This window comes from Paenibacillus sp. PK4536 (assembly GCF_028594455.2).
Lineage (GTDB): Bacteria > Bacillota > Bacilli > Paenibacillales > Paenibacillaceae > Saccharibacillus > Saccharibacillus nuruki.
The window spans coordinates 3,965,195-3,990,884 of sequence record NZ_CP126313.1 but is presented as its reverse complement, the minus strand read 5'-3'; the positions used below and the strand labels follow the sequence as shown (position 1 = coordinate 3,990,884).

Genomic DNA, 25,690 nt, shown 5'->3' with positions numbered 1-25,690 from the left:
CTTCATAAAGTAGAAATAGCACAGCAGATTTAAAGGAGGCATTGTATATGCAGATTCAAATGAATGGTATTTACAAATCCTTCGGTACAAACCAAGTCTTGAGCGGAGTCGATTTTGATCTCCGCGCAGGCGAAGTTCATGCACTGATGGGTGAAAATGGAGCTGGCAAATCAACATTAATGAACATTTTGATTGGTCTGCATGAGCGTGATCAAGGAACGATTATTATAGATGGTCAAGAAACGTATTTTGATAATCCAAAAGTCGCTGAACAAAAAGGGATCGCTTTTATCCATCAAGAACTTAATATCTGGCGTGATATGACCGTGCTTGAGAATTTGTTTATCGGTAAAGAGATGACGTCCAAGTGGGGTTTACTGAACACCAAACAAATGAAAACGCTAGCAAAAGAACAACTGCGTAAATTAGCAGTGGATTTACCGTTACAAGGCGAAGCAGGAGATTGTTCAGTTGGACAACAACAGATGATTGAGATCGCCAAAGCGTTAATGACAGATGCAAAAGTGATCGTGATGGATGAACCGACTGCGGCTCTAACAGAGCGTGAAATTCAGAAGTTATTTGAAGTGATTATAGCGCTCAAAAAAGAAGGCGTATCGATCGTATACATTTCGCACAGAATGGAAGAAATATTTGCGATTTGTGATCGAATTACGATTATGCGAGATGGTAAAACAGTCGATACCAAAGAAATCCCACATACTCATTTTGATGAAGTGGTCAAAAAAATGGTTGGACGTGAGCTGACTGAACGTTATCCTGCACGTACACCACAACCTGGCGAAGTGATTTTGGAAGTGAAAGATGCTAGTAAAAAAGGGCAGTTCCAGAATGTAAGCTTTTCGGTACGAGCTGGCGAAATTGTAGGTTTTTCTGGACTAATGGGTTCAGGACGTACAGAAATTATGCGTACCTTATTCGGACTGGACACACTAGATAGCGGAGAAATCTGGATACGTGGTAAAAAAGTCGATATTCGTAGACCGGATGATGCAGTGAAACATGGCATTGGCTTTATTACCGAAGATCGTAAAGACGAAGGGTTAGTGCTCGACTTTTCGATTCGTGAAAATATGGCGCTACCTAACTTATTTAGTTTCTCTTCCAAAGGATTTATTTCAACCAAAAAAGAAGCTGAATTTGTAGATACATTAATCAAACGTTTACAGGTCAAAACCCAATCCGCAGAAACGCCTGCACGTAGCCTTTCCGGTGGTAATCAGCAAAAAGTTGTTATCGCGAAATGGATTGGTATTGGACCTAGTGTATTGATCTTAGATGAACCTACCCGCGGAGTCGATGTAGGAGCGAAGCGTGAAATTTATCAATTGATGAATGAACTTACCGATCGTGGTGTAGCCATTATTATGGTGTCCTCTGAATTGCCAGAAGTATTAGGGATGAGTGATCGCATTGTAGTCGTACACGAAGGCAAGATAAGTGGCGAACTATCCAGTCAAGAAGCTACACAGGAAAATATTATGACGTTAGCTACAGGAGGACAGTAATATGACAACAATAACGAAAGAAAAACCAGATAAAAATTTCAAATTATCAAATGTAACGCAGAAATTAGGTCCATTACTTGGATTTATTATTCTAGTGATTATTGTATCGGTATTGAATCCAGACTTTTTGGAACCGCTTAATATTTTGAATCTGTTGCGTCAGGTAGCGATTAATGCGCTGATAGCTTTCGGTATGACCTTTGTTATTTTAACAGGTGGTATTGATCTATCGGTAGGTTCGATTCTTGCTTTATCCAGTGCATTTGTAGCGAATCTGATGTTAGCAGGTGTAGATCCGATTTTTGCTATTATTATCGGATGTGCAGCAGGTGGCGTCATGGGTATGGTCAATGGATTGATGATCACTAAAGGTAAAATGGCTCCATTTATCGCAACATTAGCCACAATGACCATCTTCCGTGGATTAACACTTGTCTACACTAATGGTAATCCTATAACAGGGCTTGGCGATAGTATGGCATTTCAATTGTTCGGTCGTGGATATTTCTTAGGAATTCCTGTACCAGCGATCACGATGGCACTTGCATTTATTGTATTGTGGGTCATTCTTCACAAAACTCCTTTTGGTCGTAAAACGTATGCAATTGGTGGTAATGAAAAAGCCGCTATCGTATCTGGTATCAAAGTACCGCGTGTTAAAATTATGATCTACTCACTTGCTGGTGCATTGTCTGCTCTAGCAGGAGCAATCTTAACTTCTCGTCTAAATTCAGCACAACCGACAGCAGGTACATCGTATGAACTGGATGCTATTGCAGCTGTTGTATTGGGGGGTACAAGCCTCTCCGGTGGACGTGGACGAATCGTAGGTACACTGATTGGTGCTCTTATTATCGGTACGTTGAATAATGGTCTGAATTTGTTGGGCGTATCTTCGTTCTATCAAATGGTCGTTAAAGGGATCGTTATTGTAATCGCAGTATTGATTGATCGCAAAAAATCTGCATAATGCGTTGATTTTAAAAGGAAAAGAGGAATCCAGTATGAAAAAAGTTATATCTTTACTTGCTATTGTCATGACTGTTATTTTACTAGCAGGGTGTTCACTTCAACCTCCAGCATGGGCAAAATCGAAAAAATCAGCAAATGCAGGCGAGATTAAGATTGGTCTCTCTGTATCTACTTTAAATAATCCATTTTTCGTATCACTTAAAGACGGTGTAGTCAAAGAAGCCAAAAAACTCAATATTGAAGTGATCGTTGTGGATGCGCAAAATGATTCAGCTAAACAAAGTAATGATGTCGATGATTTGATTCAGCAGGGAGTCGATGCACTATTGATTAACCCGACTGATTCAGCAGCCATCTCAGCCGCTGTTCAATCTGCCAATACTTTAGATATTCCGGTTGTGACTTTGGACCGTTCCGCTGACAAGGGAGATGTCAAAGCTCTAGTCGCTTCAGATAATGTCAAAGGCGGTAAGATGGCAGCTGAATACATTGTCAAAGAACTAGGTAAAGATGCTAAAGTGATCGAATTACAAGGCGTACCGGGTGCATCGGCTACTCGTGAACGGGGTAAAGGATTCCACGATATTGCAGATAAAGAGTTAGATGTAGTCGCTAGTCAGGCAGCAGATTTTGACCGTACTAAAGGTCTAACCGTTATGGAAAATCTACTTCAAGGAAATCCAGATGTACAAGCTGTCTTTGCTCATAATGATGAAATGGCACTAGGTGCGATTGAAGCGATTCAAAGCTCAGGCAAAGATATTCCTGTGATCGGATTCGATGGTAACGAAGATGCGCTCAATTCGATTAAAGATGGTAAATTAACAGCAACAGTCGCACAACAACCTGAACTGATCGGACAAATGGCAGTCGATGCTGCTCGCGATGTTCTACAAGGTAAAACAGTTGAAAAATCTATTCCAGCTCCATTGAAATTAGTAACGAAAGAAAATCAATAAAAACGTATGACTTCGCTAAATCAAATAAAGGAGAAGGTCGATATATTATTGACCTTCTTTTTTTGCGTTTTAAAAAGAATACGTATACTTTATATAGAAAGTAAATTATTTCTCACCTAATCTCAACCTAACATTACTTACATACTATGCTATACTAAAGCTACTATTTATTTTGAAATAACAGGTTACTACTACTTAGATATAGGCACTATTTACTGAAATATAATTTATTTCTGTACAACTCGAAAGGAAGATCAATAGGGATGCTGATTATTTTGATGCTGGCTTGCATCATTGTCGGATTAATGACTACACATACGTATAGGCGTAAATCAGATATGCCAACCGCCGCAGGAAGTATACTGATGGTTGGAGGTATTTTTATACAAGGAGCTTGGGGTGAATTAACAGGATTGTCTGTATACTCTTATGCTACATCCGCATTAGTGATTCTTTTGATTGCGATCTGGATCTATCTATTACTGGGTTATATCACTTCGATTCGTAAAGACGAATTTTATGCTATCCATTTAGCTGATCCAGTAGGTCGGTTTGCAATAGGGACATGGATTGCAGGAACTTCTATTTTACTGATCACGATCTATACTTCATTTCCATCTTCATGGGTCTATGAAACGGTGTTGATTCTAGCAGTCATGACTATCGGATTATGGATATTCTTTATGTATTGGGTAGTGAAAAGTATGATCGATATTGCTAAAATGCAAGCTGGACGGCATGTTCATGGCATTGTATTATTGGCTACCGTAGCAACACAATCGATTGCGATGTTATTGTATGATATTTTTGGACATAGTGAAGCGATGTTGATTATTTGCCGTCTGCTGATTGGTTGGGGACTGGTCTTATATGTAGTGTTAGCTAGCTTAATGATCTATCGATATGTACGGTATGCTTGGAATACAGCAGATCAATCGCAAAGTAATAATGTAATGATGTACGGTGCATTAGCCATCACAGGAGTGGCTGTTATTGAGACATCTAGTTGGACACCGAGTAGTGTATCGATATTATGGTGGATATCGCTAGCTGTATTACTTGTCGTGGAATGTATTGAGATGATTCGTGCTGTGATGAGAATAAGACGACATGGCTGGAAAACAGCGGTGGGGACATATGATGTGACACAATGGAGTCGGATATTTACGATCGGTATTTTTAATCTATTTACATGGCGTCTCATTAGTATGAATTCAAGTTCAATCATGAATGCATCACTAGCGAATCTACAGATGAGTGTAATGATCGTAACTGCTGGCATAATGGTCATTTTGTTAATCTGGCAATGTGTACTATCGGTTGATGCATTTGTACACCGTCCTGTCGTTGCAGAAGTGCCAGTTCAACGTATCCCACATGTACATTCAAGAAAAATGAAGTAATATCCTAATCATAGCAAAAAGCGTATAGACGACTTTCTAACGAAGGTGCTCTATACGCTTTTTTGTTTATGTTACAGCAAATGGATCATAAAAAATGTATATATAGACATATATATGAGTGATTGTGGGTAATAATATAGAAATAATTTGAGCTTTATTCTAGAAAGGTAAGCTAATTCATATCATGATGGAGGGACATAATGAATTTTTTGACAACACATTTAGAGCAAATATCGAATGATGTCAATCAGATATTAGAAAAAACAGAACCGATGAAACACCCGCTTATCGAGCTGATTCGTTACACCACTCATGAACAGCGTGAAGCGCTAGATCATCTACTACCTCTACAAGAATCAGACCAGCATTCTGATCCTGATTTAGATAAAATTCGTCCTTATCTCGCGATCATTTATCAAAATAATGAGGTGAGTGAGCCAACGATGCGCGCTTGGGTTCGAGCGGTAGAATGGATGCCTTCTTTTGAGACTGAATATGTTGAAGAGATTGAATCGTTATATCGTAGTGTTCGAGAACAGCTTAATAATATAGCCGATCTTATGAAACAACATTATGGTGAAGCAGCTATCAAATATCTTATTCCATCTTTTTATCTGGGGGTGCAAGTATGAGCTGGCAAGACGAACGTATTGATATGAATGTATACTCTCAAGGTGAAGTAGACCGCTGGGTATACAGTACATGTAATATTTGCTCGGTAGGTTGTGGCTGTCATGTCGCTATCAAAGATAATCAGATTGTTGGAATTAAAGGCAATGGTAACCATCCTATTAACCGTGGACGATTAGGTCCTAAAGGTGAAAATCAATGGTATGCCAATAACAGTCCCGATCGATTATTAACTCCTTTGATTCGGAATCATGCAGGGCAGTTAGAACCAGCAAGTTGGGAAGAAGCTATAGAACTGATTGTGACCAAAGCCAAAGCGTCTATAGCGAAGCAAGGTAGTAATAGTATCGCTATCTATTCCACAGGACAGGCTTATCTAGAAGACTATTATACAATTGCCAAAATTGGACGTGCTGGTCTGCATACCCATCTGCTAGATGCCAATACTCGTCTTTGTACAGCGACAACAGAGTTTTGTTTGTTGCAATCTTTTGGAGCAGACGGTACACCGGCTTCTTTTGATGATGTAGATGTTACAGATACGTTAATGTTATTTGGACACAATGTGGCAGAGACAGGTACAGTATTGCATGAACGAATTATGCAACGTAAAGAGCGTGAAGGTCATCCTTATATTATTGTTGTTGATCCTCGCCTGACATTGACAGCTCGCAATGCTGACTTACATTTACAACTTCGTCCGGGTACTAATGTTGCCTTATTAAATGGATTGACGCATATTTTGATTCGAGATGGTTATGTGGATCAGTCATTTGTTGATCAGTATACGATTGGTTATGATCAGATGGCAGCCGCCGTTCAGGATTGGACACCGGAGCGTAGTTCTGAAGTGACTGGAATCCCTGTAGACCAATTAGAGGAAGCTGGGCGTGTGATTGGTCAGACTACTTCTATGGTAACTACCACATTACAAGGTACTTTTCAAAGTGCAGATGCAACAACTGCTTGTGTAGCGATCAACAATATGCACTTGTTACGAGGGCTGATTGGTAAGCCTGGTTGTGGGCCTTTACATATGGCAGGACAACCAAGTTCCTCAGCGAATCGGACAGCAGGTGGAGTGGGTACTTATCCAGCACAACGTAATCCGATGAATCCTCAGCATATTGAAGAGATGGCGACTTTATGGAATGTAGAACCAGATACATTGCCGACAGGTCCGGAAAAAGGAATAGAAGAGCAGATTGATATGATAGAAGAAGGAAAAGTCACTTTTTTCTGGAATATTGGCACTAATCCTATGGTTTCTTTGCCTAATCGTCGTCGTGCACGCAAAGCGTTAGAAAAGATTTTTGTGGTTGTACAAGATCCTTTTTTAACAGAAACAGCAAAAGTAGCAGATGTTATTCTACCTGTGGCGTTATGGGGAGAAAAAGAAGGAACGATGGAAAATGCAGATCGTACAATCAATATTTTACGTAAAGCAGTAGAACCACCTCAGGGAGTCAAAAGTGATCTACAGATTTTGCTTGATTTTGCTGATCGAATGGAGTTAAAAGACAAAGATGGTCAACCGTTAATTGGTTATTCTACACCTGAAGAATGTTTTGAAGAATGGAAAACAGTATCTAGCGGTCGTCCATGTGATATGACAGGTATGACTTACGATAAGCTTGAGCAATCCAATGGACTACGCTGGCCTACCAATGATCAACATCCAGAAGGGACACCAAGATTGTACAGTGATTATAAGTTCCCCACACATGCTGATTATGCGCAAAGTTATACGAAAGATCAATTCAGTGGGCGACCCTTATCTCATGATGAATTTGTCAAAAAAGAAGCGAATGGACGGGCAATTCTACATCCAACTCGCTATCTGGCACCCACGGAACAACCAAATCAAGATTATCCGATGTGGCTTACAACTGGTCGGTTAGTATGGCACTGGCATACCCGTACCAAAACAGCTCGTGCTCCCCACCTACAGATGGCTGCACCAAATGGTTATGTAGAAATACATGAAGATGATGCCGCAGCGATGTCTATTGTACAAGGGGAAGTGGTACGGATTCGATCCCCACGGGGCTGGATTGAAGTACCTGCTCGGATTGGTAAAGCGGTGCAAAAAGGATTGGTATTTGTACCTTTTCATTATGGAAGCTGGGAAGGTAATCAAGCGGCTAACGAGTTAACTGCTGATTTCACAGATCCATTGTCCAAACAGCCTACATTCAAACAAGCCGCTTGTCGAATCGAAAAGTTACGCAAAGAACATATCGTAATCGGCGAAGAATCGGCTGAATATATTGCCGAACAATATAATATGACTGTAGAGCATCTGTTACAAGCCAATCGCTTAAATACACCGTATGATATTCAAATGGGACAATCGTTAGAAGTACCGATCTCTGTGCTTAACACACCTGTTCCACCGTATATCCCGCAACGAGGTTGAGCATAATTAATAAGAATGAAGTGAAAGCTAAACGTGCATTTTGTAGATCACAGCATATAGATTATTTGATCATAGATAAAGGAGAATAATCATGCTTATAGGTTTGCTACTACTTTTTATCATTGCGATTATGATCACATGGAGTAGCAAAAAGGATGTACCTGTTGTATCAACAGCCACTAGTAGTATTGTCATGGCTCTAGGTATTTTTATACAAGGAGCCTGGCAACAGCTATCAGGTTACAGTCCAAAGAGTATATGGACTTCTCTGTTAGTGATAATAACTGTAGGGATCTGGATATATTTGTTAGTAAGCTATATCGGTTCTATTCGCCGGGGTCGCTTGTATCAAGACCATCTAGCTGATCCTGTTATGCGGTTTGCTACTGGAACGTGGGTGGCAGGTACATCCACATTATTAATTGCTATTCATGCCTCATTTAATCACTTTATTTTAAATGAAATTATTCGCATTATAGCTATTCTCAATATAGGATTATGGTTAGTTGTGTTATATGTAATGTGTCGGGGTTGGTACCAAATCCTGCATCAATCTCAGATCCACCGTGTACATGGCATAATATTGCTGTCTACTGTATCCACGCAGTCTATCGTGCTCTTATTACATCAAATATTTAAGATCGATAATCTGTTATGGCTTCATCAGACTCTTATTATTATAGGGCTGATATTTTATATATGGAGTGTAGTGTTGATTGTCTATCGTTATGGGCATCATCGTCATCCTATAGTAGAGGAGTGGACAGATCCTAACTGTATTCTGTACGGAGCACTTGCTATTACCGGAGCGGCTGTACAAACCGTTCATGCTTGGTCTGATGTAGCGATTATTTATTTATGGTGGATCACGTGGATAATATTGATTATCGTTGAAGGAATAGAAGTGGTTCGTGCTATAAGACGTATTCAAGCTAAAGGATGGAGACAAGGGATTGGCATCTATAATACCGCACAATGGACTCGTTTATTTACATTAGGGATGTTTTATTTCTTTACTTTGCGTATCTACCCGTTATATCAGCAGTATACTGAATCACGATGGGCGCTTGAAATGTATCGCTGGATTTTGACAGGGGGTTCATGGATCATTAGTATATTACTTGTGATCGAGATTGGACTTGCTGTTCAAGCCCTATGGCATCACGCGCAGAGAAAGAGAGCAAAAACAAGCAATATGCCATAAAGATGAAAGAAATCTATCATTATTAGAATAGTCAAAAATAGAGAACTATTCGAGTTACCTATTCTTTTGCGAGAAAGCGACTTGACTTGGAGTATACTCCAAGTAGTAGAGTGTGTATAGAACCACTTCATCTACTACTAGAAAAGAGGGTATATACATGAGTCAGAACAAAACAGTGTTCATTACAGGAGCCAACAAAGGAATCGGTTATGAGACAGCGCAACAATTAGGCCGTCAAGGATATACAATACTGGTAGGAGCTCGTGATGAATCTCGTGGGCAAGAAGCGGTCGAAAACTTGTTGACGCAAGGAATAACAGCTCATTTTATACAGTTAGATGTTACAGATACAGCAACGATTGAATCAGCTTCCAAATACATTGAGCAACAGTTTGGTTCGTTAGATGTATTAATCAATAATGCTGGTGTTTCTATTGATGCCATGTCACCACCAAGTCAATACAAAGTAGCAAATATGCGTCTTGTGTATGATACCAATGTATTCGGAGTCGTTGAATTAACCCAACAGATGTTACCTTTATTACAGAAATCTTCTGCTCCACGCATTGTAAATGTATCCAGTGGATTAGGTTCTTTGACTCAAAATAGTGACCCTAATTATGAATATGCTGCTTTTAACGGATTAGCTTATGCCAGTTCAAAAGCGAGCTTAAATGCTGTAACCGTAATGTTTGCGAAGGAATTTAAAGACACTACGCTTAAAGTGAACGCAGCTGATCCCGGGTATACAGCAACCGATTTTAACGACAATACAGGACCACGTTCTGTAGAACAAGCGGCAACTATTATCGTAGAACTGGCTACTTTGGATGAAAAAGGTCCAACAGGGCAATTTTTCGATGAAAATGGTGTTGTACCATGGTGATATACATTTAATCAAGGAGATGACAATAGACGTATGATCGATATTCCTGAACACATGACATCTATTAAGGAAGCTGCTGAATTGACTGGATTGAGCGAAGACACTATTCGCTATTATGAAAAGATTGGGTTACTACCTTATGCAGATCGTCAGCCCAATGGACATCGAGCATACAGTAAGCAACAAATTCAAGGAATCATTTTTCTAACCCGACTCAAAGCGACAGGGATGACGTTAGAACAGATGAAGAATTATCGTGAATTAGCGGTAGTCGGTAAAAGCACATTAGACACAAGATTACAAATACTCAAAGAGCACCATCTCAAAGTCAAACAAAGTATTGCTGAGTTGATGGAGACACAACGCTTTTTGGAATATACGATAGATCATTATATAGAAACAGACCAGAATCCAGATATCCACAATCACGAATGTGATGCTGTCGTTAGTGAAAGAATGTTAGCTAAACATAGGTAAATGGATATCAACACATAAAAAAGACGTATCTTCTTTGAAAAGAGGATACGTCTTTTAATATGAAATATAATACTCTTTCTTGTTAGTTACCTGAAGATTGATGATCTAGTCAGCTAATCGCTCAGAAAGAGTATCATAGTATCATCGGTCTTATAGCTCTGCACCGTTTGTAGCAATTACATTTTTGTACCATTCAAATGAATCTTTTTTCGAACGATTGAGTGTACCATTACCATCATCATCTTGATCGACATAGATAAATCCATATCGTTTAGACATTTCAGAAGTCGACATACTCACAAGATCGATAGGACCCCAGCTTGTATAACCCATCAATTCTACACCATCAGCAATCGCTTCACGCATTTGTTCGATATGTTTACGTAAGTATTCGATGCGATACGTATCATGGATCGAACCATCTTCTTCTACTTTGTCAAATGCACCGAGACCATTTTCAACGATAAATAATGGTTTTTGGTAGCGATCATAGAAGTTGTTAAGCGTGACACGTAGACCGATTGGATCGATCTGCCAGCCCCAATCTGAAGCTTCCAAATATGGATTTTTGACACCGCCGAACAAGTTTCCAGCTGCTTTGTCACCCTCTGTACTTGTTGTTACCGTGATCGACATGTAGTAACTGAACGAAATATAATCAACAGTATATTTTTTGAGGATTTCATCATCGCCATCTTCTTTTTGAATCACGATATTATTTTCAGCAAAATAACGGTTCATGAATCTTGGATATTCACCACGTGCATGAACATCTGTAAAGAATAGATTCATCTGGTTATCATGTTGCGCTTGACGAATATCTTCTGGGTTACTGCTGAACGGGTAAGTCTCCATACGTGCTAACATACAACCGATTTGCGAACCTGGAATAATTTCATGACACAATTTAGTAGCGATTGAACTAGCTACAAATTGATGATGCAATGCTTGATACATCGCTTGTAGTTTGTTTTCTTCACGGTCAATAACGACACCGCCACCGGTAAATGCACTGATCGTTAATACATTGATTTCGTTAAACGTTAACCAGTATTTAACTTTATCTTTGTAACGTGTAAATACCGTCTCCGCATAACGTGCGAAATGGTTTACGACTTCACGATCAACCCAGCCGTTATATTTTTCAGTTAGACCGAGTGGAGTCTCATAGTGAGAAAGAGTCACCAACGGTTCAATATTATATTTACGCAACTCATCGAATACATTGTCATAGAATTGTAGACCTGCTTCGTTCGGCTGCTCATCGTAACCATTCGGGAAAATACGTGCCCAATGAATCGAAAGGCGGAACACTTTGAAGCCCATTTCGGCAAACAAAGCAATATCTTCTTTGTAACGGTGATAAAAGTCGATACCATCACGTTTAGGGAAGCGTGCTTCAAATTCACCACTTAGAATTTGTGCAATACGTTCAGAAGAAATTTCCATAGCATGGTTTGTAATACCACGTTCTTCTTTTGGAATATAAGCGATCATGTCCGCACTGGATAGACCTTTACCATCTACATCGTACGCGCCTTCTAATTGGTTCGCTGCTGTTGCTCCGCCCCATAAGAAGTCTTTAGGAAATCCTTGTTGTACATTCGTCATGTTCATTACCTCTTTCGTCATAGAGTATAAAAAAATATAATTGAGAACAATGCTGATCAAGCGAAAATACCCTATACATAACAAAAACCTAAACAGAAAATGCAAGGAAGTCTCTTATTAAGAGCACCTGTACACGATCCATTTAGGTTTTGCCTGCATGACCAGTCACAATCCTGAGTTATTTAATTATCTATCCTTATTGTAATACACAAGAATAGCGTTTTCAAGCACCTACCATAAATCTAACGTGAATCTTAGACAACTGCGGTTAACAGATAGTCTTGATTGTTCACTTCTGTTTCAGACGTTTTGAGGACATCAAGATAGCTGGCTGCATTGGTTACAATAACAGGCGTAGCTAGTACATAACCAGCGGCACGAATCTGCTCGATATCGAATTTGAGCAACAATTGTCCTTGCTCCACCACGTCGCCTTCTTTAACCATTTTTTCGAAAAATTGACCTTTCAGGCGAACGGTATTCATACCAACATGAATCAACATTTCGGCACCATCATTAGAAGTGATTCCAATCGCATGTCCTGTCGGGAAAACAGTTGTGATCGTACCATTCACAGGTGAAGTCAATAGACCTGAAGTCGGTTCTATCGCAATCCCTTTACCCATCGCACCTGAAGAGAAAGCTGGATCTTCAAGCGATTCAAGCGGTAGGATCGTTCCTTGTAGTGGGCTGATAATCACTTCTTTTGCAATCACAGAAGCAGTGGTAGCAGTAGAGGTGTTTCCTGTTGGAGCAGGAGTATTATCTACAGTTGCTACGGTAGCTTCTTCTTTGAATCCAAGAATATATACTAAAAGACCAGCTAGTACAAAAGCGACCAACAGTCCAATAATAACAGCAACAAAACCAGTACCAATATACGTAGGCAAAGCAAGCAAACCTGGTAAAGCAAATGCGATCGCTCTAGAACCACCGGCACCGATAATAGCGCCACCTACAGCACCAGCAATACAAGCATAGATAAACGGTTTTTTCAATTTCAATGTAATTCCGTAAATCGTTGGTTCTGTAATTCCAAAAATAGCTGCAAGCGTCGAAGAACCTGCTAATGCTTTGGTATCTTTATTTCTAGATTTGAAAAATACACCTAATGTTGCACCGGCTTGAGCCATAACCGCAGCTGTAAGCATCGGCAACATCGGATCAAATCCGTTTGCTGCGATATTTCCAAGCATAATCGGAACAAAGCCCCAGTGTACGCCGAAAATAACAAATACTTGCCAGAATGCACCTGCTATACCACCTGCTAGAATTGGACTCAAATTATAAATCCATGTAAATCCAGAAGCTAATCCTTGACTGACCAAATGACCTACAGGTCCAAATACCAAGAATGTTAACGGAATAACAACTAACAAAGCGACCATCGGTACCAAAATATTTTTGACCGATTCATGGATAAACGAACTTGCAAATCGTTCAACATACGATTGTACCCATACCGCCAAAATAATCGGAATAACACTGGATGTATAGTTAACCAGTACAATAGGAATACTGAGGAACGATAGACTTATACCACTATCTAACGCTGTCAGAATCGTAGGATAGACCAGCGCACCTGCAATCGCAATCGACACAAACTGATTGGTTTTGAATTTGCGAGCTGCTGTAACAGCTAGGAAGATCGGTAAGAAATAAAATACGCTATCTGAAGCCGCATTAAGAACAAGGTATGTTCCAGATGTATTATCTAACCAGTGAAGTGCTAGAAAAAGAGCCACTAATCCTTTCAGTACCCCTGCGCCTGCTAATGCTCCAAGGAGAGGAGAGAAGATACTGGAAATAATATCAACCGCTTTACCTAGAACATTCGTATCTTTATCTGTAGAAGTGTTTTGCGCTTCAGTTGATTTTTCTACATCTTGTAGATTGGTTTCCGCCATAATTTTATCGTACACCTGACTTACCGAGTTGCCGATAACCACTTGAAATTGTCCACTATTTTCAACAACGGTGATAATACCCGGTGTTTTTTCTAAAGTAGCTTTATCTGCTTTACTGGAATCTTTTAATTTGAAACGTAGACGTGTTGCACAATGGAATACCGAATTGACATTCGATTCTCCGCCGACCAGTTTGATAATTTGTTTGGATAAATCTTGATTACTCATGATTGATAGCTCCTTTGGTTAATAAATACATCGCTAATAATAATATCCTCACTACATGTTGGCCGACATGTGTGGAAGGAAAGCTTAACTGTACGATAAAAGAAAAAAGAGAAGTTGCCGGCGCTCGTATTTTCTTTTATGAACAAGAAAAACCTAAACTCGTGGTGAAATAGACATCGTTTGAGCACGTCCTTTTCACCATCAGTTTAGGTTTTGCCTGCATAACCAGTCACAATCCTAGTGGATGGAATGTATTCAATTATGATTGTTCTTCTTCAATCGTTGTGCGCTCGGTCACCCGGTGAATATGAATCGTAAGATATACATATTCGTCTTTGCTTAAAGATTGCTGGTACGTTTTTTCCAAATAGTCATTGATTTTACTTACACATTCAAATGCTTTGACATATGCTGTTTTGACTTGATTATACAGGAATTCTTCACCGCTATAATGAATCTCTTTACGCAATAGTCGCATCGCAAAGTATTGTAGATGTGTCACAAAGCGAGAGTAGTTGAGTGACGATTCATCCAGTACAATTCCATAATGGTAAGTCACAATATTCAGTACATGTTGTACAATCTCGGTCATTTTAATAGTCGCTTGCATTTCATTACCATCCATACGTGCATTTACAATATGAAGAGTGATAAAACCAGCTTCATCTTCGCCAAGTGAAATGCCAGTGCTGTCTTTGATCATTTGCAGAGCATCTTGACCTACACTATATTCCTTTTTGTAAAAGCGTTGAATTTCAAAAAGCAATGCATTTTTGATATGAAGCTTCTTCTCATGACGTTCTAGTGCAAAATGAATATGATCTGTTAACGTAAGATAAATATTATCGCTCAACGTGGTACCTAGAACTGTATTCGCATGGTTCACTATTTCATTCACCAGCTCCAAATGGGAGACAGGAATTTCATTTAATAACTCGGTTAATTTAGCCGTAAATTCGTTCTCATTTAGCATAAAGATTTTATCGATTTTATGATCGTCAACTGTATCGCCAATAACTTTTTTAAAAGAAATCCCTCGACCCATAACGATAATTTCTTTGCCTTTTTGATTTTTGGTCAGTAGCACATTATTATTTAATATTTTCTCTATAATCATAATCTTCCACCTACAATTCTAAAATAAACGGGCTAATCGAATGCACAGGATATAGCTATACATGAATATAGATATAAAAAATGCCCGAAATCATTCCAATACCATTTTTCTACAAAATGATATTACAATAATCTCAGGCATTGCCCGCTTGACCGGTCACAATCCTTTAACTGACTTTATTGTAGTATATAATAAAAGCGATTACAAGAGCGATTCACAGATTTTTTGTAAGGTTTGTACTTTAGTCGTCAAATAACATGATATTGTCGTAATTTGTCTTATGTAAAAAGGATGTAGTAATGTTATAATTAACATATCAACTATCGCAGGATAGGAAAAGGAGGTGAATTCCTTGTTTGAAATGCATGATTGGATTCCGTATTTATTTTCGATTGGTCTATTGATTACAGTCAGCTACGGATATATTGCTCATCTCTATTGTGGAATTACTGAGTTTTGGATCAGTAGCAGGCAAGTGCGTGGACATTACGATTTACCTTTACTGATTTTAAAAACAATACATTGTACACCGATTACACTGGCGCGCATGATACGCCGCAAGGAAGCTCCTGATGAAGATGCAGGAGATTGCCCATCCTCGTTGAGCCATAAGCAACAACATCAACGAGGAGGAACAACATGCAATTATTCAAGGGATTCACACTTACGGGGAAAAAGGGTCGTCTTTACGGCTTAGCACTTGGCTTGATCATGATGATGTTATTAGCAGGATGCGGTACCACATCTGTACAAGAAGTAAATTCAACCACACCAGGATTTTTTACTCATTATGTTGTCTTTCCATTAACCTATAGTATGGAACATATTGCTACATGGTTCGGTGGAAGTTACGGTCTAGCGATTATTATTTTGACACTTGCTGTACGTTTTGCTTTATTCCCTTTGATGATGCGTCAAGCTAAAGGTCAACAGGGTATGAAACGCAAAATGAGTATTATGCAACCAGAACTAGATAGGTTGAAAAAGAAATATGAAAACAAAACGGGTGCAGAAGACAAGCAAAATCAACAAAAAGAAATGATGGAAATTTATAAAAAGCATAGCTTTAATCCGTTAAATATCGGTTGTCTGCCAATCTTAATTCAATTGCCTATCCTATCCGGAATGTATACAGCAATTCGTGCGACACCTGAACTAGCTTCTCACTCTTTTCTCTGGTTCAAATTGGGAGAGCCCAACTGGATTATGGCGATTATTGTAGCTTTACTGTATATGCTGCAAGCTAAAGTATCGCAATACAATATGACACCTGAGCAACAAAAACAGTTTGCAATAATGGGTTATTTATCGCCGATTATGATGGCATTTTTCTCATTCAGTGCTCCTGCGGCAATGCCGTTATACTGGATGGTTAGTGGATCGTTCTTGTTAGTACAGACATTATTATTCCGCAAAATGTATCCGAATAGTATTCCTGTACAGACAGCACTTGAGATCGAAGTAGAACCTGAGCCTGAAATGCTAGAACCGACTAAGATTAGCAATACAAAAGCTAAAAAGTTAGCTCGACAAGCTAATCAAGCGAAAAATAATAAGTCTGCTAAAGCGTAATAGGCACAATAAAGGTTACAATCACAAAAGGTCATCACTCTTTTTCAAGGAGGATGATCTTTTTGATATGATAAAGATAAAACAGAGATAGAGAGTGAAAGACAAAGGAGAGCTATACTGATGAAAATAGTTAAAATGTTGCTTCAAATTGCTGTGTTGTACCTATTTTATCTGATCGGTACATGGATTCAGCAATACTTCCATTTATTTATACCGGGTAGTGTATTAGGTATGTTATTGTTATTTGCTTTGCTAATGTTAAAAGTATTTCCTGAAAAGTGGATACAGACAGGAGCCAATACGCTGTTATTCTATTTACCGCTTTTCTTTATACCCGCTACAGTCGGTGTGATTGAGCATTTAGATTTATTTGCAGGTAAAGGATTATTACTTATTCTTATCGTCGTGATCAGTACGCTATTTACGATTGGAGTGACCGGTTATGTAGCACAGTGGTTTATTACACTTGCTGATCGCTCGAATCAAAATAAAGCATCCTCTACTTCGATCCCTGATCATCAACTGATCTATGAAAGTAGAGATCAGCCCAAATGAATATATGGATCGTTCTATTGATGATTGTTATGACGCTATGTTTGTATATTTTAGCAAGCCTACTGTATAAACAGGTTCGTGTATCAGTTCTTATTCCAGTGTTAACGACTACTTTTATGATTGTTGTTATTTTATTGCTTACACATACTTCGTATTCTACCTATATGGCGGGTGGAGAATGGATCAGTAAATTGATGGGTCCAGCCGTAGTAGCTCTTGCTTATCCGCTGTATCGACAACGTCATTTGTTCAAGCAATATGGATTATCGATTCTAGGAAGCGCCTTGATTGGGGTAGTGGTCGGGATGTTAAGCGGAGTAGGGATGGCGCTTGTATTAGGATTCAGTGAGCCTTATATTATCTCGATTATTCCCAAATCAGTCACCACACCTGTCGCGCTTCAGATTTCGAATAATCTAGGCGGAGAAGCTTCGCTAACTTCTGTATTTGTAATGATTGCTGGATTTACAGGTGTCATCTTAGGGCTAGGATGTCTCAAATTATTTCGAGTTAAAAATGCAATAAGTGTCGGTATAGCGCTCGGTATATCTTCGCATGCTCTGGGAACCGCAAAGGCACTTGAACATGGGGAAATCGCTGTATCTATGGGATCATTAGCATTAACGATTAGCGCGATTGTTTCTTCTTTTATCGGGCCATTGATCTTAGTCGCTATTTATCATTGAATACAGGTCAATTATAACGCTGGCAAAAAGCTATTTATCGGTATCTATCGGTAAATAGCTTTTTTGACATGCTTACATCTAAACAGACTTTGGATCAAAAAGGTAACATTGATCTGATTATGGGTAATGCTTAGAAGAGATATGTTGAAATAGGTATATTAAAAAAATGATAATGACATGTCATGCTAAGGAGGCAAATAGAGATGAGCCATAAAGTAGAAACGATGATCGAACATCAATTTGCTGAAGTTAATGGAGTTAAATTGCATTATGTGATCGGAGGAAAAGGACCTACTGTGATGTTGCTACATGGTTTTCCTGATTTCTGGTATACATGGAAAGAGCAGATTCCGATGTTGATCGAAGCTGGTTATCGTGTGGTAGCTCCTGATCTACGAGGATACAATTTGTCTTCCAAACCAGAAGGGGTAGATCATTACAGTATTGATACGTTATGTGCAGATGTCAATGGATTAATAGAACATTTAGGGGAAGAACACGTCTATTTAACAGGGCATGATTGGGGCGGTAATATCTCGTGGTACTTTACGATGATGTATCCGCATCGTGTTCGCCGTTTAGCGATTCTCAATATGCTACATCCTGAACGTTTGCAGACAGGATTACGTACATTACCGCAATTGCGGAGAAGCTGGTATATGTTCTTTTTCCAAATTCCTAAATTACCGGAGAAAGCACTGGCAAGAGACAACAATCATATGCTACGGACTATTTTCAAAAAAGAACCGAAAGAACCGTTTTCCGATCAAGAAGTGCAGGTGTATCTCAAAGCATTTGAGCAAAAAGAAACGCTCAGTGCAGCAATCAATTATTATCGAGCGATGTTCCGTCGATCATCAGCAACCAAAAAAGCACAGATGCGCAAAATTGAGCAACCTGTACTTATTTTATTTGGTGATCTTGATCCGCATTTATCCAAAGACCTTGCTAATCCACTACCGGAATGGGTACCGAATACAGAGATTCATCATTATGATGATGCAACACACTGGATACAACATGATAAGCCAGCAGAAGTAAGTCAACGACTCATTGCCTTTTTTAAATAATACTAATCTTGTCATGATCGACAAATTATAATGTTTGTCCATTATCGACAGTCACTAGCTGACCGGTCATGGATTGTTGTTGTAAAATAGCACAGATTAACGAAGCGATATCAACAGGAGTCGATACTCGTTCTAACAATGACTGTGTTGTCAAACGTTCCATTTTCTCTTCATTTCCAGCCCACCAACGTGTATCTACTGCGCCCGGAATAATGCAATTGACACGTATATGTGGAGAGAGTGCTCTTGCTAACGATTTGGTTAACGTATGCACAGCACCTTTGGAGACAGCATAAGGAAGAGAAGAACCGTAGCCTGTAGTGCCTGCAATACTACCTAGATTGATAATAGATCCTTGATGTGCCTGTTTCATCCATGGCGCTACAGCTTGAGCACAATAAAACATTCCTTTGACATTAATATTGTATAGCTCATCCCAGATATCATCAGTGATCTGTTCCAAATCAGCAAAAGGCAGTTGTCTGGTGATACTGGCGTTATTCACCAAGCCATCGATTTGACCATACGTATGGATAACTTTTGTAATCATATCTTGTACTTGATGTTGCCTAGATACATCGGCTTGAATTGTGATAGCTTGTCCACCATTTTGTATAATTTGTAGAGCAGTCTCTTCTGCTTGTAGCTGTGAACGGGAGTAATTAATAATTACTTTTGCTCCTTGTTCAGCAAGTTGTAAGCAAGTTGCCTGTCCTATTCCTGTACCTCCGCCTGTAACGATGACAACCTTATTGATCCATTCCATGTATAGCGCTCCTTTAGCCTTCGTACTTGTTTGTTGTTTCTATTGATAGTGTAAAAGAAGATAAAAGGTCTGTATAATAGTTAGAAATGATATTGGATATTAAAAATAATGATATCCAAATCTACTGTTTTTACATATAAGAAAACGAGTAAAGAAAGGTGGCAACGGATTTGGAAAGTAGTGATTTGCGTATTTTTCGGATTGTGGCTCAAGAGCAGTCTATTTCCAAAGCGGCACTAAAAATGGGATATGTACAGTCGAATGTTACATTACGTATTCAGAAGTTGGAAAAAGAACTGGGTCAATCGCTATTTGAGCGTAGTAATAAAGGCATAACGATTACAGAAGCAGGGCAACAATTGTGGAGCTATGCAGATCAGATTGTCGATTTGTTAGATGAAGCTACTCGCATTTTAAAAGCAAAATCACCTTCGTATCAATTACAATTAGGAGCGACACCGACTGTAGCGGCTTCTAGATTGCCGCAGTGGTTACTTGCTTATTATGAAGAAAATAGGGATGTAGAAGTCTCTATTCAAACGCTTGGACAGATTGAATTAATGAATCAAGTTATAAATCAAAAGTTAGATGGATCTTTTATTAGTAGTCAATACCATCATCAAGATATTCAATCTGTCTTTGAATATAATGAACAGTTAGTTATTGTATCTGCTAACCATATTCATACCGAATCAGAGTTACTTCAACAACGGTTAATCGTTAATACATTTCCGGATTGTCCGTATCGAAGATATTTAGAAGAGTGGTATCACACCAAAAGTAAAAGTCATTCTATTCAACAACCACCTCGTGTGATAGAAGTAGATACAGTAGAAGCTATTATCCGTGCAGTCACTGAAGGACTAGGGATATCTTTATTACCTGAACGTATCAGTCATTCTTATTCACAGCTTCATAGTCATATATTGCCAATATCGTTGCAACAAGCGCGTATTCAATTTGTAATTTCAAAGCGTAATACACCTTCTACAACGTTATCTTCGTTTATCAATCTGCTCATCAACAGTGAACATGAATAGATTATGTGGTTAAATGATATCCTATTTACTTTGTAGAACTTGCAGATTATACATGGTTAAACTATAATATATGAATAAGTGCTCATATGTTATTTTTAATTATGATATTACCTACTGAATAAGAATAGAGGTGCAGGTCAATGAGTAATAAAAGTCATAACCATACCGAACATACTGCATGCGATCATGATCATGAAGAACATCAACATTCCAAAGGCAAAAAGCACAATCATTCTCACAGTCATGGGCATTCTCATGGACACGGGCATTCCCATTCTCACGGGCATGGAGCGAATAAAAATGCTTTGAAATTATCTTTTTTCCTGATTGCCAGTTATATGATTATCGAAGTGATTGGTGGATTAATGACCAACAGTCTAGCTTTATTATCAGATGCAGGGCATATGCTCAGTGATGCAGCGGCTCTGGGGCTTAGTTATTTAGCAATGACGTGGGGACAGAAGCAAGCGAGCAAGTCCAAAACATTCGGGTATAAGCGATTTGAAGTATTAGCAGCATTTATTAATGGTTTGGCGTTGTCTGTTATTTCGATCTATATTTTCTGGGAAGCTTTTCAGCGATTTGCAAATCCACCTGGCGTTATGAGTGCAGGGATGTTAACAATCGCGGTTATTGGTTTGCTAGTTAATATAGCAGCGGCTTTCATTTTAATGCGTGGGGATACTTCAGAAAATCTGAATATTCGTAGTGCGTTTCTACATGTATTAGGTGATCTATTGGGTTCAGTCGGTGCAATTGTAGCTGCTTTATTGATTATGTTCTTTGGCTGGAATCTAGCCGATCCTATTGCAAGTGTGATTGTAGCCGTACTGGTTGTTCTAAGTGCGTACCGTGTGACTCGCGATTCTATCCATATCTTGATGGAAGGTACGCCAGTTAATATTCATACTGAAGAAGTAGAACAGTCTTTACTACAGATTGATCATGTTGTAGAAGTACATGATCTGCATGTCTGGGCATTATCTTCAGATATTATTTTGCTAAGTTGCCATATTGTCATTGAAGATCAAGCTTACTATAGCGTAGTGATGGAGCAAGCTCAGAAATATATCAAAGAGCAATATGAGATTAACCATATTACCATCCAGATTGATACACCGGGAATACAATGTAATATTGCGCATCAGTAGTGAGTATAAACAAAAAAGGGAACTATACCATAACGGTGTAGTTCCCTTTTTGTATTCATGTTAACGATGAACCACTAGCTTCATACGATAAATGATTCTTTTACTTATGAGTCAGATGTTCATGCGTCTGTAAAAATATCTCTTCTACATGATAATCATCTAACGAATAAAAAACGGTTTTGCCTACTTTGCGCCGCTTCACAATTCGCATATTACGTAAATACCGAAGTTGATGCGAGATTGCAGATTGAGTCATATCTAATACACTGCATAGATCATGTACACATAGCTCTTTTTGCGAAAGAGCATAGATTAATCTAATGCGTGTTGGATCTCCTAATGCTTTGAACAATTCAGCCATATCGTTAGCGGTTGTACCGTCAATAAGCTCATTCTTTATCTGTGCAAGCATCTGTTGTGAAGCTTCACTGCTATGGTTACACTCGTCTATAATAGCATCCGACTCCAATATGCTCACCTTCCTAACACGAATTAATAGAAGTACTATGATTCAATAAAGAAATGCTGTGATGCAACAAAATATCTACATACAGTATACCAAAGATCGTTGAGATTACGAATAGCAGAATATTTCTATTTTTATGATTTACCATTTGGACATGCATCAGTATGGCGATATTTAATAAATAGTAGGACTCTATTGCCAAACATATTAGTATATACTAATATATAACGTATCAGTGTTCACTAATATGATAAAAGGGAGATACAAAAACTATGGAAAATAACTATTGCGCAGACACTAACATATCGATCGATACGAGAACTAAATTTATTCGTGGATTTTCAGATAAGACACGTTTGCAAATATTAGATTGTTTATTAGAAGAAGAAAAAACAGTCAGTCAGATCGTAAATGCGATTCAAGGCAATCAATCGAATATTTCTCAACATTTATCCTGTCTTAAAGGATGCGGAATTATCACTGGACGACAAGAAGGCAAATATGTCTATTACCAACTTGCCAATGCCAAAATCAAATTACTTCTTGCTATGTTCGATGAAGCATTGGTAGAAGTTGAATCTAAAGTCGCTTGTTGTGAACAAAATGAAGTGTTGATTCCTGCACAGGGTGGTGCAGAGCATGGAGAATAAAGAACAAGAATCCAAATCATGTTGTGCGTCTACCGCTAAAAATTCAATTCCCATAGTCAGTCCCGATCAAGGTCTATCTGCACATATTGTGGCTGATGATCCTATACCTTATGATCAGCGTAATACTCATACCGTTAAGTCTACTGAATATCGAATTCAAGGAATGGATTGCCCTTCATGTGCCGTTACAATTGAGAAAAGTCTCAAAAAGTTGAAAGGCGTAGAATTTGTAGAAGTTCATTTTTCAACCAGTAAAATGAATATTGCAGCTACGGCTGATCCCAATCTAATTATGCGTGAAGTGAAACGAGTCGGATTTGATATTTCTCCTATGGGTGAGGAGCAAGAGAGATCGAGTGAGCCTTCCTTTTGGAAAAGCTGGTTACCGATGTTTCTATCGGGTGGTTTGCTAATAACGGCTTTGGTATGTACATGGTTAGCAGTCTTGCCAGTAGTCTCGATAGTATTATATGGGGCTGTACTTATTATTTGCGGAACCAAACCAGTCAAAAGTGCTTTTTTTGCAGTCAAAAGTCGATCACTTGATATGAATGTATTGATGTCAGTAGCTGCTATAGGTGCTGTATGGATAGGAGAATGGGGGGAAGGAGCAACAGTCGTATTCTTATTTGCACTGGGGAACACACTTCAACAGAAGTCTTTAGAACGCACACGTTATTCAGTCAAAGGATTACTGAATCTGGCACCTGCATCTGTCTGGATCATGCAACAGGGCAAGATGATACAGCATCCTGTAGAAGATATACAAATAGGTGAGACCATTATAGTTAGGGCTGGCGATAAAATACCTTTGGATGGAATTATTATAGATGGACAATCTCATGTGAACCAAGCTCCTATAACAGGAGAATCGCAACCCGTTACCAAAACAAACGGCGATATTGTATATGCAGGGACTTTAAACGAAGAAGGACTGTTAACGATTCAGGTGACGACAACAGTTAAAGATACAGTAGTCGCCCGTATGATTCATATGGTTGAAGAAGCACAAGCGAATAAGGCACCGATGCAAGCATTCGTTGATCGCTTTGCTACAATTTATACACCGATTGTTTTTGGGATCGCTATTGTTGTGTCTGTCGTACCGCCTTTGTTATTCAATGGTGATTGGTCTGAATGGTTTTATCGGGGATTGGAATTACTGGTGATTGCTTGTCCTTGCGCATTAGTCATTTCTACACCTGTAGCAATTGTGTCTGCGATAGGGATTGCAGCCAAGAAAGGCGTATTGATCAAAGGTGGATCTGCGTTAGAAGCGATAGCAGGTTTACAGATCATAGCATTCGACAAAACAGGTACATTAACAGAAGGCAAGCCTCATGTGGTGGGAACGTATCCGATAGAAGCTACAGAAGCTGAATTATGGAGTATTGCAAGTTCGATAGAGCAACAATCTTCTCATCCGATTGCTTTAGCTATTACAGCTTATGCCGATCAGCATGCAATTCCTCAATTACCTGTGACTTCTGTACAGACAATAGCAGGCAAAGGCGTACAAGCTTCTATAGATAATCAGACTTATTATATTGGTCATGTCGGATGGCTAGAAGAAATCGGAGCACCTGTCACTAAGGTAACAGCGTATATAGATAGACTTCATCATGAAGGTGTCTCTATTATGGTCGTGGGTTCAATTAACCGTATTATTGGCATTATCATTGTTGCTGATCAAGTTCGATCTACAGCTTCAGAGACATTACAGCAGTTGAAAATAGCAGGAGTAGCATCGACGGTTATGTTAACAGGCGATCATCAACAGATTGCGCATCAAGTAGCTCAAGTTACTGGGGTTGATCAGTACTGTGCTCATTTATTACCTGAAGATAAAATGAATCGAATAAAAGAGTATCAACTACAAGGGAAAAAAGTAGGGATGGTAGGAGATGGGATTAATGATGCACCTGCACTAGCTACAGCAGATGTAGGTATAGCGATGGGTGGAGCAGGTACCGATACAGCGATCGAAACGGCGGATATTGTATTAATGGCAGATCATTTAGAACAATTGCCGTATGCTATTACACTGAGCCGTCAGACGTTGCGTATTATCAAACAGAATATTTGGTTTTCGATTATGATTAAATGCGTTGCTTTAATATTTATTTTCCCGGGTTGGCTTACATTATGGGTAGCTGTACTGAGCGATACGGGAGCCGCTTTATTGGTGATTTTAAACAGTTTAAGAGTACTCAAAAGTAAGTAAAAACAACAGGAGCCTTCGAAGTTAGATGAAGGCTTTTTGGTTTTGAAACAGTTTTTTGTAAAATAATTGATGACAATAAATTTACTATTGTCATCTTTTTTGATTTGTAACCTTTACTCTAAAAAGTCCTGAAAATCACGAAATATACACATTTTTAGCGAAAAATCG

Annotated in this window: 21 protein-coding genes and 1 pseudogene; 17 read left to right on the top strand and 5 right to left on the bottom strand. The window is 38.9% G+C overall.

Features of this window, described 5'->3' with window-relative positions; all coding sequences use genetic code 11:
* Positions 1 to 47 precede the first annotated feature (47 nt).
* The 9 genes from PO903_RS17640 (at position 48) to PO903_RS17600 (ending at position 10,479) form a co-directional block, all read left to right on the top strand.
* Positions 48 to 1,529 carry a sugar ABC transporter ATP-binding protein gene (locus PO903_RS17640; protein WP_273594139.1) on the top strand — a complete coding sequence of 494 codons (1,482 nt, stop codon included), beginning with the start codon at positions 48 to 50 and terminating at the stop codon, positions 1,527 to 1,529.
* Between the two features lies 1 nt (position 1,530).
* A complete protein-coding gene (gene rbsC, locus PO903_RS17635) occupies positions 1,531 to 2,499 on the top strand; it encodes a ribose ABC transporter permease RbsC (RefSeq protein ID WP_069328115.1) in 969 nt (322 codons plus the stop codon).
* 34 nt (positions 2,500 to 2,533) lie between these two features.
* Positions 2,534 to 3,460, top strand: coding sequence for a ribose ABC transporter substrate-binding protein RbsB (gene rbsB, locus PO903_RS17630; protein WP_273594138.1), 927 nt, complete (start codon positions 2,534 to 2,536; stop codon positions 3,458 to 3,460).
* A gap of 263 nt (positions 3,461 to 3,723) precedes the next feature.
* A complete protein-coding gene (locus PO903_RS17625; RefSeq protein ID WP_273594137.1) occupies positions 3,724 to 4,863 on the top strand; it encodes an SLAC1 family transporter in 1,140 nt (379 codons plus the stop codon).
* A gap of 200 nt (positions 4,864 to 5,063) precedes the next feature.
* Positions 5,064 to 5,495 (top strand): hypothetical protein, encoded by a 432-nt coding sequence (locus PO903_RS17620; RefSeq protein ID WP_273594136.1) that lies wholly within the window; start codon positions 5,064 to 5,066, stop codon positions 5,493 to 5,495.
* Positions 5,492 to 7,912: a molybdopterin-dependent oxidoreductase gene (locus PO903_RS17615; RefSeq protein ID WP_273594135.1), complete on the top strand. Its 2,421-nt coding sequence runs from the start codon at positions 5,492 to 5,494 to the stop codon at positions 7,910 to 7,912. The genes PO903_RS17620 and PO903_RS17615 overlap by 4 nt, the downstream gene beginning before the upstream one ends.
* 91 nt (positions 7,913 to 8,003) lie before the next feature.
* A complete protein-coding gene (locus PO903_RS17610; RefSeq protein ID WP_273594134.1) occupies positions 8,004 to 9,116 on the top strand; it encodes an SLAC1 family transporter in 1,113 nt (370 codons plus the stop codon).
* Between the two features lie 157 nt (positions 9,117 to 9,273).
* Positions 9,274 to 10,002, top strand: coding sequence for an SDR family oxidoreductase (locus PO903_RS17605; RefSeq protein WP_273594133.1), 729 nt, complete (start codon positions 9,274 to 9,276; stop codon positions 10,000 to 10,002).
* 33 nt (positions 10,003 to 10,035) lie between these two features.
* A complete protein-coding gene (locus PO903_RS17600; protein WP_137221673.1) occupies positions 10,036 to 10,479 on the top strand; it encodes a MerR family transcriptional regulator in 444 nt (147 codons plus the stop codon).
* Between the two features lie 150 nt (positions 10,480 to 10,629).
* On the opposite strand, the gene PO903_RS17595 is transcribed toward PO903_RS17600, so the two are convergent.
* The 3 genes from PO903_RS17595 to licT form a co-directional block, all read right to left on the bottom strand.
* Positions 10,630 to 12,090, bottom strand: a complete 1,461-nt coding sequence (locus tag PO903_RS17595) for a glycoside hydrolase family 1 protein (protein ID WP_273594132.1) — start codon at positions 12,088 to 12,090, stop codon at positions 10,630 to 10,632.
* Between the two features lie 254 nt (positions 12,091 to 12,344).
* Positions 12,345 to 14,225 carry a beta-glucoside-specific PTS transporter subunit IIABC gene (locus PO903_RS17590; RefSeq protein WP_069328106.1) on the bottom strand — a complete coding sequence of 627 codons (1,881 nt, stop codon included), beginning with the start codon at positions 14,223 to 14,225 and terminating at the stop codon, positions 12,345 to 12,347.
* Positions 14,226 to 14,484: 259 nt separating this feature from the next.
* A complete protein-coding gene (licT, locus tag PO903_RS17585; protein ID WP_069328105.1) occupies positions 14,485 to 15,342 on the bottom strand; it encodes a BglG family transcription antiterminator LicT in 858 nt (285 codons plus the stop codon).
* 639 nt (positions 15,343 to 15,981) lie between these two features.
* Here licT and yidC point away from each other — a divergent pair.
* From yidC to PO903_RS17565, 4 genes and pseudogenes are all read left to right on the top strand, one after another.
* Complete coding sequence (gene yidC / locus PO903_RS17580; RefSeq protein ID WP_273594131.1) at positions 15,982 to 16,914, top strand: membrane protein insertase YidC; 933 nt, start codon at positions 15,982 to 15,984, stop codon at positions 16,912 to 16,914.
* 120 nt (positions 16,915 to 17,034) lie between these two features.
* Positions 17,035 to 17,379 (top strand): annotated as a pseudogene (locus tag PO903_RS17575) (CidA/LrgA family protein); the annotation flags it as partial.
* 86 nt (positions 17,380 to 17,465) lie between these two features.
* On the top strand, positions 17,466 to 18,155 hold the full coding sequence (locus tag PO903_RS17570; protein ID WP_069328103.1) for an LrgB family protein: 690 nt from the start codon (positions 17,466 to 17,468) through the stop codon (positions 18,153 to 18,155).
* Positions 18,156 to 18,358: 203 nt separating this feature from the next.
* A complete protein-coding gene (locus tag PO903_RS17565) occupies positions 18,359 to 19,225 on the top strand; it encodes an alpha/beta fold hydrolase (protein WP_273594130.1) in 867 nt (288 codons plus the stop codon).
* 25 nt (positions 19,226 to 19,250) lie between these two features.
* On the opposite strand, the gene PO903_RS17560 is transcribed toward PO903_RS17565, so the two are convergent.
* Entirely contained in the window at positions 19,251 to 19,991 is a 741-nt protein-coding gene (locus PO903_RS17560; protein WP_273594129.1) for an SDR family NAD(P)-dependent oxidoreductase, read from the bottom strand.
* Positions 19,992 to 20,161: 170 nt separating this feature from the next.
* Here PO903_RS17560 and PO903_RS17555 point away from each other — a divergent pair, with 170 nt between their 5' ends.
* Entirely contained in the window at positions 20,162 to 21,031 is an 870-nt protein-coding gene (locus tag PO903_RS17555) for a LysR family transcriptional regulator (protein ID WP_273594128.1), read from the top strand.
* 140 nt (positions 21,032 to 21,171) lie between these two features.
* The gene (locus tag PO903_RS17550) at positions 21,172 to 22,182 is read left to right on the top strand and encodes a cation diffusion facilitator family transporter (protein WP_273594127.1); all 1,011 of its coding nucleotides are present in this window, start codon (positions 21,172 to 21,174) and stop codon (positions 22,180 to 22,182) included.
* A gap of 100 nt (positions 22,183 to 22,282) precedes the next feature.
* Here the strand turns inward: PO903_RS17550 and PO903_RS17545 are convergent, their stop codons facing one another.
* On the bottom strand, positions 22,283 to 22,594 hold the full coding sequence (locus PO903_RS17545; protein WP_069328165.1) for an ArsR/SmtB family transcription factor: 312 nt from the start codon (positions 22,592 to 22,594) through the stop codon (positions 22,283 to 22,285).
* Positions 22,595 to 22,920: 326 nt separating this feature from the next.
* On the opposite strand from PO903_RS17545, the gene PO903_RS17540 reads away from it, so the two are divergent.
* Together PO903_RS17540 and PO903_RS17535 are read left to right on the top strand one after the other, a co-directional pair.
* Positions 22,921 to 23,298, top strand: a complete 378-nt coding sequence (locus PO903_RS17540) for an ArsR/SmtB family transcription factor (RefSeq protein ID WP_069328098.1) — start codon at positions 22,921 to 22,923, stop codon at positions 23,296 to 23,298.
* The gene (locus PO903_RS17535) at positions 23,288 to 25,522 is read left to right on the top strand and encodes a heavy metal translocating P-type ATPase (protein ID WP_273594126.1); all 2,235 of its coding nucleotides are present in this window, start codon (positions 23,288 to 23,290) and stop codon (positions 25,520 to 25,522) included. Before PO903_RS17540 ends, PO903_RS17535 begins: the two co-directional genes overlap by 11 nt.
* Positions 25,523 to 25,690: the final 168 nt, after the last annotated feature.

Coding starts and splice junctions, on each gene's coding strand:
- PO903_RS17535 (WP_273594126.1), top strand. CDS start 23,288: ATGGAGAATAAAGAACAAGAATCCAAATCATGTTGTGCGTCTACCGCT.
- PO903_RS17605 (WP_273594133.1), top strand. CDS start 9,274: ATGAGTCAGAACAAAACAGTGTTCATTACAGGAGCCAACAAAGGAATC.
- PO903_RS17625 (WP_273594137.1), top strand. CDS start 3,724: ATGCTGATTATTTTGATGCTGGCTTGCATCATTGTCGGATTAATGACT.
- yidC (WP_273594131.1), top strand. CDS start 15,982: ATGCAATTATTCAAGGGATTCACACTTACGGGGAAAAAGGGTCGTCTT.
- rbsC (WP_069328115.1), top strand. CDS start 1,531: ATGACAACAATAACGAAAGAAAAACCAGATAAAAATTTCAAATTATCA.
- rbsB (WP_273594138.1), top strand. CDS start 2,534: ATGAAAAAAGTTATATCTTTACTTGCTATTGTCATGACTGTTATTTTA.
- PO903_RS17595 (WP_273594132.1), bottom strand. CDS start 12,090: ATGACGAATGTACAACAAGGATTTCCTAAAGACTTCTTATGGGGCGGA.
- PO903_RS17565 (WP_273594130.1), top strand. CDS start 18,359: ATGAGCCATAAAGTAGAAACGATGATCGAACATCAATTTGCTGAAGTT.
- PO903_RS17590 (WP_069328106.1), bottom strand. CDS start 14,225: ATGAGTAATCAAGATTTATCCAAACAAATTATCAAACTGGTCGGCGGA.
- PO903_RS17600 (WP_137221673.1), top strand. CDS start 10,036: ATGATCGATATTCCTGAACACATGACATCTATTAAGGAAGCTGCTGAA.
- PO903_RS17550 (WP_273594127.1), top strand. CDS start 21,172: ATGAGTAATAAAAGTCATAACCATACCGAACATACTGCATGCGATCAT.
- PO903_RS17560 (WP_273594129.1), bottom strand. CDS start 19,991: ATGGAATGGATCAATAAGGTTGTCATCGTTACAGGCGGAGGTACAGGA.
- PO903_RS17545 (WP_069328165.1), bottom strand. CDS start 22,594: ATGCTTGCACAGATAAAGAATGAGCTTATTGACGGTACAACCGCTAAC.
- PO903_RS17615 (WP_273594135.1), top strand. CDS start 5,492: ATGAGCTGGCAAGACGAACGTATTGATATGAATGTATACTCTCAAGGT.
- PO903_RS17540 (WP_069328098.1), top strand. CDS start 22,921: ATGGAAAATAACTATTGCGCAGACACTAACATATCGATCGATACGAGA.
- licT (WP_069328105.1), bottom strand. CDS start 15,342: ATGATTATAGAGAAAATATTAAATAATAATGTGCTACTGACCAAAAAT.
- PO903_RS17570 (WP_069328103.1), top strand. CDS start 17,466: ATGAATATATGGATCGTTCTATTGATGATTGTTATGACGCTATGTTTG.
- PO903_RS17610 (WP_273594134.1), top strand. CDS start 8,004: ATGCTTATAGGTTTGCTACTACTTTTTATCATTGCGATTATGATCACA.
- PO903_RS17640 (WP_273594139.1), top strand. CDS start 48: ATGCAGATTCAAATGAATGGTATTTACAAATCCTTCGGTACAAACCAA.
- PO903_RS17620 (WP_273594136.1), top strand. CDS start 5,064: ATGAATTTTTTGACAACACATTTAGAGCAAATATCGAATGATGTCAAT.